Source organism: Companilactobacillus heilongjiangensis (assembly GCF_000831645.3).
Classification (GTDB): domain Bacteria; phylum Bacillota; class Bacilli; order Lactobacillales; family Lactobacillaceae; genus Companilactobacillus; species Companilactobacillus heilongjiangensis.
The window spans coordinates 158,182-170,058 of sequence record NZ_CP012559.1; the positions used below are offsets into that span (position 1 = coordinate 158,182).

The 11,877-nt window shown below is 35.6% G+C and carries 13 protein-coding genes and 1 pseudogene; 6 read left to right on the forward strand and 8 right to left on the reverse strand.

Features of this window, described 5'->3' with window-relative positions:
- Positions 1 to 366: 366 nt before the first annotated feature.
- On the reverse strand, positions 367 to 804 hold the full coding sequence (locus JP39_RS00660) for an Hsp20/alpha crystallin family protein (RefSeq protein ID WP_041501021.1): 438 nt from the start codon (positions 802 to 804) through the stop codon (positions 367 to 369).
- A 170-nt stretch (positions 805 to 974) separates the two neighbouring features.
- On the opposite strand from JP39_RS00660, the gene JP39_RS00665 reads away from it, so the two are divergent.
- The 3 genes and pseudogenes from JP39_RS00665 to JP39_RS00675 all read left to right on the forward strand — a co-directional run bounded on the left by JP39_RS00665 (position 975) and on the right by JP39_RS00675 (position 4,239).
- The gene (locus JP39_RS00665; protein WP_041501020.1) at positions 975 to 1,334 is read left to right on the forward strand and encodes a DUF488 domain-containing protein; all 360 of its coding nucleotides are present in this window, start codon (positions 975 to 977) and stop codon (positions 1,332 to 1,334) included.
- A 27-nt stretch (positions 1,335 to 1,361) separates the two neighbouring features.
- Positions 1,362 to 2,204: an AraC family transcriptional regulator gene (locus JP39_RS00670; protein ID WP_041501019.1), complete on the forward strand. Its 843-nt coding sequence runs from the start codon at positions 1,362 to 1,364 to the stop codon at positions 2,202 to 2,204.
- 635 nt (positions 2,205 to 2,839) lie between these two features.
- A pseudogene (locus JP39_RS00675) lies at positions 2,840 to 4,239 on the forward strand (APC family permease).
- 262 nt (positions 4,240 to 4,501) lie between these two features.
- Here the strand turns inward: JP39_RS00675 and JP39_RS00680 are convergent.
- Positions 4,502 to 5,272 carry a TerC family protein gene (locus tag JP39_RS00680; RefSeq protein WP_041501017.1) on the reverse strand — a complete coding sequence of 257 codons (771 nt, stop codon included), beginning with the start codon at positions 5,270 to 5,272 and terminating at the stop codon, positions 4,502 to 4,504.
- A gap of 600 nt (positions 5,273 to 5,872) precedes the next feature.
- Positions 5,873 to 7,237 carry an Nramp family divalent metal transporter gene (locus JP39_RS00685; protein ID WP_041501016.1) on the reverse strand — a complete coding sequence of 455 codons (1,365 nt, stop codon included), beginning with the start codon at positions 7,235 to 7,237 and terminating at the stop codon, positions 5,873 to 5,875.
- A gap of 422 nt (positions 7,238 to 7,659) precedes the next feature.
- Between JP39_RS00685 and JP39_RS00690 the strand changes: the two genes are divergently transcribed.
- On the forward strand, positions 7,660 to 8,127 hold the full coding sequence (locus JP39_RS00690) for a hypothetical protein (protein WP_041501015.1): 468 nt from the start codon (positions 7,660 to 7,662) through the stop codon (positions 8,125 to 8,127).
- Between the two features lie 204 nt (positions 8,128 to 8,331).
- On the opposite strand, the gene JP39_RS00695 is transcribed toward JP39_RS00690, so the two are convergent.
- The 4 genes from JP39_RS00695 to JP39_RS00710 form a co-directional block, all read right to left on the reverse strand.
- Complete coding sequence (locus JP39_RS00695) at positions 8,332 to 8,529, reverse strand: hypothetical protein (protein ID WP_041501014.1); 198 nt, start codon at positions 8,527 to 8,529, stop codon at positions 8,332 to 8,334.
- 209 nt (positions 8,530 to 8,738) lie between these two features.
- The gene (locus JP39_RS00700; protein ID WP_041501013.1) at positions 8,739 to 8,924 is read right to left on the reverse strand and encodes a hypothetical protein; all 186 of its coding nucleotides are present in this window, start codon (positions 8,922 to 8,924) and stop codon (positions 8,739 to 8,741) included.
- 459 nt (positions 8,925 to 9,383) lie between these two features.
- A complete protein-coding gene (locus JP39_RS00705) occupies positions 9,384 to 9,584 on the reverse strand; it encodes a protein Asterix (protein WP_041501012.1) in 201 nt (66 codons plus the stop codon).
- A gap of 268 nt (positions 9,585 to 9,852) precedes the next feature.
- Positions 9,853 to 10,173 carry a bacteriocin immunity protein gene (locus JP39_RS00710; RefSeq protein ID WP_048699177.1) on the reverse strand — a complete coding sequence of 107 codons (321 nt, stop codon included), beginning with the start codon at positions 10,171 to 10,173 and terminating at the stop codon, positions 9,853 to 9,855.
- Positions 10,174 to 10,425: 252 nt separating this feature from the next.
- Between JP39_RS00710 and JP39_RS00715 the strand changes: the two genes are divergently transcribed.
- A complete protein-coding gene (locus JP39_RS00715; RefSeq protein WP_041501010.1) occupies positions 10,426 to 10,620 on the forward strand; it encodes a hypothetical protein in 195 nt (64 codons plus the stop codon).
- A 149-nt stretch (positions 10,621 to 10,769) separates the two neighbouring features.
- Positions 10,770 to 11,072 (forward strand): hypothetical protein, encoded by a 303-nt coding sequence (locus JP39_RS00720; RefSeq protein WP_041501009.1) that lies wholly within the window; start codon positions 10,770 to 10,772, stop codon positions 11,070 to 11,072.
- Positions 11,073 to 11,361: 289 nt separating this feature from the next.
- Here the strand turns inward: JP39_RS00720 and JP39_RS12645 are convergent, their stop codons facing one another.
- Positions 11,362 to 11,661 (reverse strand): hypothetical protein, encoded by a 300-nt coding sequence (locus JP39_RS12645; protein WP_137619762.1) that lies wholly within the window; start codon positions 11,659 to 11,661, stop codon positions 11,362 to 11,364.
- Positions 11,662 to 11,877 lie beyond the last annotated feature (216 nt).

Below are 11,877 nucleotides of genomic sequence, written 5' to 3' on the forward strand. Positions count from 1 at the left end.
ACTAAATTGCTGAAAACCTCTGGCTAGTGTATTTCTGGATTAGAGTTTATCAAGACTTCGAAATATATAAATGAGATCAAAAAAAGAGCCTGACAATCTAAATTCTTAAGATTGTTAGACTCATTTGAAAAGTCGAAGTTAAATTGATACTAAGTTTTAAAGGCTGAAAGTATTAAAAATGTTAAAAAATACTTTCGACCAAATTTATTTATGTTTCAAAAATCTAACTGATTAATTTCAAAACATTAGCCGTAGGCTGACAGAGATATTCACCAGCGGTGAAGGTGGAGTTAGAGCTTTAGCTCGAATCGGTCCTCACAGCAGACGAAATATCTCTGGCAACCGGAGGCGGCAGTTCAAGAAAAACTAGTCAATATCAACGTGATGTCCAGAATCAACCTTGTTTTCCAACTTTGGAAGATCAATCATCAAGACACCCTTGTCATAATTAGCTTTGATATTTTTAGTATCGACTGCTGGCAAGTGATATTGTCTCATAAAGCGGCCGCTTGAACGTTCACTCATAATCATGTCACCGTTCTTATCATTGTGATCATTGAAACTATCACGATGGCCACTAACTGTTAAAACATTATTTTCATAATTGATGTCAATATCCTTCTTATCAAATGCCGGCATATCCACATGGACCTCATAATTCTTATCTGTTTCCTTAATATCAGTTTTTAGAGTTGAGTCCTCTGGGAAATTGTTGTCAAATATAGATGGAAAATTGTTCATCCACGAATCATTGTTGAACCAGTTTCTCATCAAATTATTACGATCCATAATTTCATTTGTCATACTATGTTACTTCCTTTCCCTTTATTACAAATACATTGTAAAATCGTCTCGGATAGAATTCAAGAATTTAGCACTCTTGATTGTCGAGTGCTAAATTAGTCAAAAAATTAACAAAAATCATTAGTAATTCCTGTGATACAATTAAAATGGATGAGAGAAGGTTATCAAAAATGACTAAGTTGATTATGAAACGTATTTATGACAAGGAATTGCCTGAGGGATATCGAGTTCTTGTGGATCGTCTTTGGCCTCGTGGCATCTCAAAAGTTCGAGCAGATTTGGACCTTTGGGCTAAAGAAATTGCTCCAACTGCCGAATTGCGCAAGTGGTTCAGTCATGATCCTGAAAAATACGCGGACTTTAAAACAAAGTATTTAGCAGAAATAAATGCAAATCCTTACACAGAAGAGTTTTTGACAAATTTAAAAACGGCATTAGAAAAACAAGATGTTCTTATATTATTTAGCGCTAAAGATGAGGAACATAATGATGCGGTAGTCCTAATGGAATATCTAAATTCGAAGATTTAAATATTGTAGATTGGTTGGCTAATAATTATGGAAGAATTTGATTTACAGTCTTTATTATCTAGCAATGAAAAAGTGATTATCCGCTTGTTGCAGTCTTACGCACAAACAAATGACATCGCTGTATTTGTCTTGGGCACAGACGACCATTTACAGGCGGGTATATTTGGTGACTTGGCAGAAGGCAGTGCTTTGACCAGGATGAATAAAATGACTGACTTATCCAAATTAAGTGTCAATAAATTTAAGTATAATTTAGAATACGCTGATGCACCGTTACGAATCAGTAGTATCAATCAACGAGTGGGTAAAGTCTGCGTGGCTAAGGATATTCAAAAGGGTACGAATGAAGAACATCTTCGTGCCATGCAGCAATTACAGGAACATGTTCTTTTTTTGCGTAATATGGCAGAAAGCGTTGCCAAATTGATTATTAAAGATCGGGGAATCGATAACTTTGTTATTAGATATTCCTTAGATGTCAACGAGGCAATGGATGAATTGGCGGATAGTGAGGGGCATGCTTTGCAACAAATCAAAGTCATGTCAACGTCAAATAGCTCTATCATTTCAGCAATCGAATATATTGATAGCAATTTGAATAAGCGACTAACATTGGATCAGGTGTCTAGTAAAGTTTATTTATCGGATTACTATTTTAGCAAATTGTTTAAGCGTGAAACTGGTTTGAGCTTTTCCGTTTATTTGAATGCCCGTAAAATTCAAAAGGCAATGCTGCTGTTGAAGGAGTCAGACAAGAGTGTCAACGACATTTCCGATTCACTGGGATTCACACGTCTGAGTTATTTCAGTCAGACATTCAAAAAATACACTGGGGTCGCACCAACAAAGTATCGTACTGAGGGTAAGTAGGATGTTCCGTCTTTGGGTGTGAGGTAGTCTTTATGCTGTGAGACTGGTGCGAGCCAAGGTCTAGCGCCTGAAGACTAGTTTGATTTTTTGGCGTAAATTAACGAGTATCCTATGCATTTGTTATTAAGAAATTAAAATATTATTCATAAATTGAGGGTTAGGTAATTCCAATATTGGAGTTGTCTGGCTTTTTTTCGTTGTATGTTTTTTTCTAACCTTTTATTAATCACATTATGTAAATCAAGAATATCTGCGTTTACTGAAAATAATATGAATATTTCAATAAATTTAAAGTCGAAAATACAATAGCCGTAGGTTACCAGTAATATATAGTATGCAGTGAAGGTGGCGTTATTGCTTTAGCAATTACACCACGGACGACTTTGAAGACCTGCTGGGCTGTGGCAGGGCTTCAAATCGAGGCTCGAGACCGTTCTTTGGCTCGGGCCGGTCCTCACAGCAGACTATATATTACTGGTGACCGGAGGCGGAAATACAGTATTTTATGTGGACTGTGAAGTGAAATTGAACAATTGTTTACATTTTCTGCACAAAATATCTTTTTTCATGAAAAAAATTGTAGTAGACTTTAGACTTAGTGTAATTTTGGTTACGCAGTTTTAAGGAGAAAATTCATGAAAAATGTCTTTAAGAAGGAATCGGTCGATACGTATCTCGAAGCCGATTCCAGACTGACAAAGAGTCTTGGCGCCAGAGATTTACTATCTTTAGGAATTGGTGCTGTAATTGGTACAGGTATTTTTATTCTTCCCGGACACGAGGCTGCATTGCACGCAGGACCAGCTGTTACGATAGCTTTCCTAATTGCTGCGATTGTTTCTGGTTTTGTGGGAATGGCTTATGCTGAATTTTCATCAGCGATGCCAGTTGCCGGATCGGCGTATTCATTCGGAGCGGTTATTTATGGAGAAATCGTTGGATGGATTCTCGGTTGGGCGTTAATTTTGGAATATTTCTTAACTGTTTCTGCGGAAGCGGTCGGATTTGCTTCATATTTTAATAACAATATTTTGGGAGCTTTTGGCGTTAAAATGCCTAAGTTCCTTGCTGCGGGGCCTTTGGAAGGGGAGGAATCAACTTGTCTGCTACTTTGATTGTGTTGATAATCGCCGCAATTATCCTCCAAGGAGCCAGTCTTTCTAAAAAGGTTGAAAATGTTGCTGTCTTAATTAAGGTTGCCATTATTATTTTATTTATTATCGTGGGTGCCTTTTATATCAAAACAAGTAATTACGTGCCATTTTATCCCAAGCAATTTCACACAGAACCATTTGGAATGGGTGGTATTTCAACTGCCACAGCGACTGTTTTCTTCGCCTTCGTAGGGTTTGATGCTTTGGCCGCTAACTCGGCTGAAACAATTAATCCTAAAAAAGATGTTGTTCGTGGAGTGTTGGGAACCGTTGTTGTTGCCGTAATTTTATATGTTGGCTTTTCTTTCGTCTTGACTGGAATCGTTAACTATAAAGACTTGAACGTTGATGATCCCGCAGCTTATGCGTTGAAAGTTGTCCACTTGGACACATGGAATAAGTTGATTACCGTTGGAGCATTAGTCGGAATTTTTACATCATTATTGACGATGTTCTTCGGTGGTTCACGACTAGTTTATGCGCTCGGACGTGATGGATTATTGCCAGAAAAAATGGGTGAGGTGGACGAAAAGTTCTCTGTACCTAGAAACGCTGTCTGGGTTGCCGCAATTGTACAAGCATTTTTCGCTGGAATGGTTCCATTAACGGAATTAACGTCATTGATTAATGCTGGAACACTGTTGGCCTTTGTCTTCATTTCATTCGGTATTATTTTCTTGAGAAAACGTAAGGATATTCCAAATGATGGTTTCAAAATGCCATTTTATCCAGTGTTACCAATCTTTGCTGGATTAGCCAGTTTGTATTTCTTGTTAATGTTGCCTGCAATTTCTAAAATTAGTGTGGGAATCTGGATTGCAATCGGAATAGTGGTTTATCTAGTTTATGGATTGAAGCATTCTAAACTTCAAAATAAATAAACATGCCGCCCTCCGAGAGCCAGTGATTTTCGCCTGCTGTGAGACCGGTTCGAGCCAAGGTCTCGAACCTCGCTTTTGAGCCGAAAACCACGTCTCAAAAGGCGTCTGTTGAGTAAGAGCTAAAGCTCTAACTTAACCTTCACTGCTGGTGAAATCACTGGCTCCCGGAGGCTAGATTTACTGGATTTTTTAGGGTAATCAATAAACTAGGGTTTTGTTAAAAAAGAAAAAAATAAATAAAAAAATAGCCTCCTTTAGGAGACTATTTTTTTTTGCTCTTTGGAGCTCTGTTATTGTTGATTTGATGAATAATCAATGTGACGATGATTGCTGTGATTAAGACACCTACGAAGACTAGGTTGGGAATTTCAATATCGATTGCTGGTATTGATAGGAACAATTTGACTGAGATGAAAAGTATCAGGAAGTATGCCATTCCGTTTAGTTCTGGAATTTTACTCATAAGTCCCATAATCATTTCAGCGATTCCTCTCATTGCTAGAATCCCAATCATACCACCGATTAGCACGATTACTGGGTTGCTTGAAACTGCCAATGATGCCAAAACTGAATCGATTGAGAAGACGATATCCATCAACTCAATTGAAATGACAACTTGCCAGAAGCGTGAGATGTGCAAATGTTTTTCTAAAGCATTCTCTTTACGTTCAGTTGGAGCTTCAGAAACTTGCTTGTTTTTGTTGAAAAAGAAGTGATTCAAGAATAGGTAGAAGAGGTAACCTGCGCCGAGGACCTTAATCCACCAGAAATCGATTAAATACACACCAATCCCGATTACTAAAAATCTAAAAATATAAGCACCGAAAAGTCCGTAAAATAGTGACTTTTCTTGTTCAACTTTGTTAGGTAATGACTGTGTTTGAGCTGCTAAAACAACCGCGTTATCAACGGACAACATACATTCCATGACTACCAAAGATAAAATAACTAACCAATCTTCCCCCGACTCGATAACTGTTGCCCAGTTATGGAGATCAAAGAATGGACCATACATATTTATAAGTGCATTCAATCAACATTCCTTACTTTCTATTTGTTTTATTAGTTTGATGATACCAGATTATATCATAAGTTGACAATTAGGCTACCAAAAATTTGACCATCTCCAGTGCTGAGAACATTTACCTGCTATGCGGAACGGCCCGAGCCACAGTGCGGTCTCGAACCTCGGTTTGAAGCCTTACCATAGACCGGTAAGTCTCCAAACTCGCCCGGTGGAGTAAGAGCTAAAGCTCTAACTTCACTACCACAGCCGGTAAATATTCTCAGCACTTCCGACTCATTGGATTCATGATTAATTTTTTCTTCTATTCTTCAAGTATTTCAAAATCAAAAATAAAAGCCATGCAATTATTGGATTAATTTCCAAGAATTGCATGACCTCTTTTAATTTCGAGTATGAAATAAATATTGAACAGATAACTTAGCCGGAGGTTGTGAGGTAGTCTGCCAGCCATGAAAGTGTCGTTAGGACAGTGGTTTTCTGTCCTTACAACACAGACGTATTTTGAGATTCGCGTACTTTGCGAAGCTCAAAATCGAGGCGCGAGACCTTGGCTCGCACCGGTCTCATGGCAGGCTGACTATCCTCACAACCGGAGGCGGAATTTTTCTACACGCTAGGAACAAATGTAGTATAAATCAACCAAACATTAAGGATTGTCAGTACAATAGCGATGAAATATCCTAAATACTCGACAAATTTATTATTAGCAAATTCGCCCATCAATTCCTTGTTACTAGTGAATTTAATCAATGGGAAAATCGAGAATGGTAATGCGACACTCAAGAATACTTGTGAGAATGTCAAAAGTGATTCGATTTTGGCTTCGTTGCCGTTATACATAATGGCGAAGGTGATAACTGGAAGAATTGACAACAAACGTGTGATAACTCTTCGTACCCAAAGTTTCATCTTCATGTGGACGAAACCTTCCATAACGATTTGTCCTGAAAGTGTTCCGGTGATAGTTGAATTTTGACCAGAAGCCAAAAGTGCTACCGCGAAGAGAATACTTAGAACGGGACTGGCAACTGCACCAGCAACTTTAGGATCTTGAAGTGCATTGAACAAGTCAACGAAACGTCCTAAATCGCTGTTTGTACCATAGAATAAAGCGGCTCCCAATAGTAATAGCAAAGTATTAACGATGAAAGCTAAAGTTAATTGAATGTTTGAATCCCAAGTTGAGAAACGAACGGCTTGATGAACACTCTTTGAATCGCTACGGTCATATTTTCTGGCCTGTGAAATTGAAGAGTGCAGGTAAAGATTATGTGGCATAACCGTTGCACCAACGATACCTAATGATAGGTAAAGCATGCTTTGGTTTTGTAAAATTTTTGGATCAGGCACAAAACCGACGACCATTTGGCCCATATCTGGTCTTGCTAGGATAACTTCATATAAGAATACAAAGAGAATAACCATGATTAATGTGGCCACGATAGCCTCAATTTTTCTAAAACCTAACTTCATTAATACCAGTAGTAACAATACGTCAAAGGCGGTGATGATGACACCCCAGAGTACCGGTATATTGAATAGTAATTTCAACGCGATTGCGGAACCAATAATTTCTGCAATATCAGTTGCCATTATGGCTAACTCAGTAATTACCCAAAGGATAAAGCCACCCACACGGGAACTTCTATCTCTAGTTAATTGAGCCAAATCTCTTCCGGTCACAATGCCTAGTTTAGCTGCCATGTATTGCAAAAGCATCGCAATCAAACTAGAAATCAAGATAACGGATAGTAATTTGTACTTAAACTGTGCCCCACCGGCAATTGATGTAACCCAGTTACCTGGATCCATGTAACCCACGGCAACTAATGCGCCGGGACCACTATATGCTAATAGGGTTTTAAAGAAACCAGCATCAGTCGGAACTTCAACGGTGTCGTTAATTTCTTCCAAGGAAGGGCCGTTAGCATAATGAATAAGGCTTTCGTGCTTTTTATTTTTTTCACTCAAGCTTATATCCCCCTTTTTTTGTCTCCAGATATAATATCATGTTAGAGACCGACTTTAAACCCTATAAACAAAAAAATTAAGGCTACCTAATAAAAACTAGATGGAAGTTGATGTCAAGGTGTTTCTGAGCTTTTATAAAATAGATTAATTTATGATATTTTATGAAATTGGCTGAACACAAATATGCATTTGACCAATAAAAGAGTACTATCATGAATTTACCTCCTAAGTACGATACAATATAGGTAGTAAATAGATGGGCTGTCCGTGGAGCTGAGCGTATTAATCGGCTGTACAGACTGATTCAAAGAGATAGAATTGGGCTATTACCTCAGTAGTCGATTTACTGTTAAACTTAGTCCATAAGTATTTTTGAAAATAAAATCAGATTAATTATAATGACTAGAAAAGGGATAAATTAAATGAGTACAATACTATTAATAGTTGATGTCATCTTTTTTCTCGGTGCTGTCTTTAATGTTTATTGGCAATCACAGATTGAAATCAGATCGATTTATAAAGTTTCATCATTAATCTTTGCGGCCTTCATCGGCGCATGGTTGTTAGTTTCACCAACCAATCAATTGTCGTACATCGTCATGGTAGCGTTGTTCATGTTGTTAAATATCATGAATGGTGTCGGAGGTGTCGGCGAAAAGAAAATCGTCTTGAACGGTTTCTATTCGGGTGTGTTAGATTATGCTTCAGTAGTTCACGTAACGTTGATTCCAATCGAAATTGATGGACGTAAGCCAAAGGTAGCAGTGATTTTTAACACTAAACGACCACAACAAGTGGAAATGAATTTCAATATTTCCTATAAAGAAATGGAAAAATATTTACAGAAGAAATTGTCTAATGACGCTTCCGTTGAAGTTGGACAGATATAAAAAATAGACCTCGTGTGGGGTCTATTTTTTTATATCAAATTATTTTTTCTAATATTAAGAATATAAAGGAATGCAGCATACTGATAATTCGATAGATGTCATTATGTTGCGTCTTTTCTTTCAATAATAATGTGCTTAAAACTTTAATGATTAAGAATAGGTCTGGAATCTACAAGAATTCAGAGTATCCTGTTTCAATTCAAACTATTTCTTCAAGAAAGCAAGCACGTTCTTATCATTTGATTTCATGTTTCCCGCTAAGAACGAAATTATGACTGCAACAATTGAGAACAAAAATTCCCATACTGACCATTTAAAAACTAGTGTTAAAATTAACATAATAAAAACTGAAATTAACATAATCCCATCTCTAGGGCCTAATTTTATATACGAATATATCATCCGGTATCGCTTCCTTCATTTTAAATCCTAAGAACAGTATAACATTTCTTTTATTTTTTGTGAAAACCCTTTCATATAGGTGCTTTGGCAAATACAAGTTGAACCCAAACAACCCTTGAAGCTTTCAGTGACAGTCTAAGAAGTCGATACAGAGTACTTTTATCAGCACCGTTAATTCCTGCAACGATAATATATTGTTTTTACGCATATTAAATCACAAATTCTTTGCTTCGAATCAACTTTTCTTGACGTTTGTCGAGGGCATACGTATATAGGGTTTCGTATACCTTTCTTTTATCTGGATCTGGATTGTACATTGATTCATCCATCAGTTTTTGTAAATTGGTTTTCTCTGCTTTTTCTAACATCTTATCGAATTCATTTTCTTTTCTCATAATTAAGTCTCCTTGTTTCGACTATCAGAAGCATCAAATTTCTTCTAACGTTATTTAACAGAACAACGTCCTTCACTTAATAATTGTATTATACTATTTAAACTAAGGGCGAAATAAGGCAATGCCTAACAGAATGTACATTAGTAGTTGTGACCAAATGATGGTTGATGAAAAGTTATTTCTAGCTGGTTTAATAAGGTATATTTGTCTATTTAAGGTTAAAGTTGCTAATAATTAGGGTTCTTTCTCAAGTTTGGTTAAAAAAAATAGAGTCATCATCAATTGGATTATTCAAGTTGATGATGACTCTATTTCTTTTCTCTTACATTTTAATAATTGAGTATACGCTTATGATGAAAGTTGGTTTTGTTATGGGAAAAGATCATTCTTTGAATATTAATGATTTTTTACATAGGTCTGGAATCTGCAATAATTCAGAGTATCCTGTCCCAATTCAAACTATTTCTTCAAGAAAGCAAGCACGTTCTTATCATTTGATTTCATGTTTCCCGCTAAGAACGAAATTATGACTGCAACAACTGAGAATAAAAATTCCCATATAGACCATTTAAAAACTAGTGTTAAACCTAACATAATAAAAACTGAAATCAACAAGACTCCATCTCTAGGGCCTAATTTCAAATATGGATACATCATCATCAGATATCACTTCTTTCATGTTAAATCCTAAGAATAATAGAATATTCTTTTATTTTTACGAAAGCCTTTTCACATGGTGCTTTGGCAAGTTCCATGTGAAAAAGAGCATAAAAAAACTAAATCTAAGAAAGTTTTCACAACATGATTTTGGATTGTTGGAGCCATTTGTTTTAAGTGGAAAAAGTCATGTTTTGTTACACGTTTATGCTGCATACTTAAGACAAAAATAGTTATGTCACAACCCTTATTTTTGAAGACTCAGAAATTTTTAATTTAATGGACCAAAGGTAAAGTGTGTCGCAATCAAACCGTAGCCTAAGTTGGCATCACGCATTGTCTTTTGGCTAGGGTCGTTAAGTTTATTTTTAATATATTGATATAGTTCTCTATTCTTAGGCGGCAGTGTCATTGGAACAATGAAATTATTGTGATAACCCTGATAGATAGTTAAACATACGCTAATATTACTATTGCCATTGTTCAGCTCCTCAGCACCTTGTAAAAGACACTTTTTGTAGTCGGCGGGTTGATTTGAAAGATCTTCGTCATAAGAATCATCGATTAAATTAAATAGGGTTGTATCGTCCATTTCTATAACCTCTTTTCCTATCTGTATAATACGTCGATGACCATAAGTGGGGATGAAATGTCTTGAATAGGGCTAATATTCTTCCTGAACCGATGACAATTGTTAAAAATGTGCTTGTGATGTTATTTGACATTATTCAGGATGTTTTTCTAATTTAATTGAAATTATCTTTATATTTAGTTTATATAAAGATTTTGAATAGCAAATTAGGCAATCTATTGAAATGAAAACAGTTTGAAAGGAGTACTAATAATGATGAAATTAAAGAAGAGAAGATTTAATCATGAGTTCTATAAAACATTTGTGTTTTGGTTTGGTGTTATTTTAGCACCGGAAATTATTAAAAACTTGTTTTTCAATCATGATTATTCGTTTTCAAACTGGGGTACAATGGTTGTTATTATACTTGCTATTTTTGATTCGTTTTTTAAAAAAGAAAACAGCTAATTCTATTTATGTTTGATTGTAAATGAAATGTGAAGAGAACCTTGTTAGACGTTCAACTTGAAATTTAAGACTGATCGTCTATTTAATACTTAATTACCGTGGAGATATTATTTGATGATTATAAATGCTGAAGGAGGTAATAATGTACTATGAAAAAGTCAGTTTATGAACAGGTTTTCGAAATCGTCGATGAAATGTACAACTCTTTATCTCAAAAAGCCGACACCGATCCAGATATTCTTAAAGTTTTAATGACAGCTGGTACATATCTAAGCGAAAAAAAGAGTGCACCTCAAATAATTGCTTCTAAAACGGTCAGTGGAATTTTGCTAGCCAATTCATCCAATAATTCAAGACTCGACCAAACTAATTGGAATCGTTTGAAGCAACTGATAATGTTAGCCAAAGATGGAGGTCCGATGGGGCCAACTGATTTTAGAGCTCAATTTTAAATTAGTGTCTGAAAGATGATTAATACCGTAATTATGAATTAATTGCTCGACTAAAGGTGTAGAAATCAAATATCTTTAGCAACCAAAATGTATTCATCAATGCTTTTGTACAGCCTTTTCATGCCATGTTATTTAAAGGTAAAAATGATATTCATCTGATTCAAGCTGATCAAAATTAAAAAGAGGCCATTTTCACCGAATTACTCCGAGTGAATAATGGCCTCTTTGAGTCTGTGTTCTAATTGGACATGTCTGCGATAATTAGCTTCTGTTAAAAGGGGATTACAATTTATGAATGAAAGAACGACGGACCGTTGATTAAACTTGAAAGTTGTTGAATAAATGATTTTTGATGGACAGAATCTAAATTATTAATCAAGTTGTTTTGGTAAGCGTTGAAGTGATATTTTCTTTGGATAGCAATCAATTGTAAGGATGCCTTTAGTCTAGATACAGAGTTTGGAATCTCCTTATATTGTTTATTGATGTTATCAGATTTGTTTATTTCTAAATAGGCTTGTCTTATTAGTGACTGTACATATTTGTTGCCGGCTGTATTTTTTGTTGAATCGTTTAGTTGTTGCAGCAAAGTATTTGTAGCGTGTATTTCTTTGACTTTTTGTGAATTCTTAATGTTATTCTCCTAACTTTATAGCAAAAAATCCCACTATTTAGAAGTGGAATTATCAAAGCGTGTTTATGTATATAACTTAGAACTATTATTTCATAAATCGTAGAGAGCAAAACAAAATGTCCTGAATGGTGCGATTTGTTATCTTGAATATCTATCATTTAAATAATTCTA

Bases quoted from the DNA above. Each gene is read 5' to 3' on its own strand.
- JP39_RS00710 (WP_048699177.1), bottom strand. From the start codon at position 10,173: ATGGACGATACAACCCTATTTAATTTAATCGATGATTCTTATGACGAA.
- JP39_RS00670 (WP_041501019.1), top strand. From the start codon at position 1,362: ATGGAAGAATTTGATTTACAGTCTTTATTATCTAGCAATGAAAAAGTG.
- JP39_RS00720 (WP_041501009.1), top strand. From the start codon at position 10,770: ATGAAAAAGTCAGTTTATGAACAGGTTTTCGAAATCGTCGATGAAATG.
- JP39_RS00665 (WP_041501020.1), top strand. From the start codon at position 975: ATGACTAAGTTGATTATGAAACGTATTTATGACAAGGAATTGCCTGAG.
- JP39_RS00695 (WP_041501014.1), bottom strand. From the start codon at position 8,529: ATGATATATTCGTATATAAAATTAGGCCCTAGAGATGGGATTATGTTA.
- JP39_RS00705 (WP_041501012.1), bottom strand. From the start codon at position 9,584: ATGATGATGTATCCATATTTGAAATTAGGCCCTAGAGATGGAGTCTTG.
- JP39_RS00700 (WP_041501013.1), bottom strand. From the start codon at position 8,924: ATGAGAAAAGAAAATGAATTCGATAAGATGTTAGAAAAAGCAGAGAAA.
- JP39_RS00715 (WP_041501010.1), top strand. From the start codon at position 10,426: ATGATGAAATTAAAGAAGAGAAGATTTAATCATGAGTTCTATAAAACA.
- JP39_RS00690 (WP_041501015.1), top strand. From the start codon at position 7,660: ATGAGTACAATACTATTAATAGTTGATGTCATCTTTTTTCTCGGTGCT.
- JP39_RS00660 (WP_041501021.1), bottom strand. From the start codon at position 804: ATGACAAATGAAATTATGGATCGTAATAATTTGATGAGAAACTGGTTC.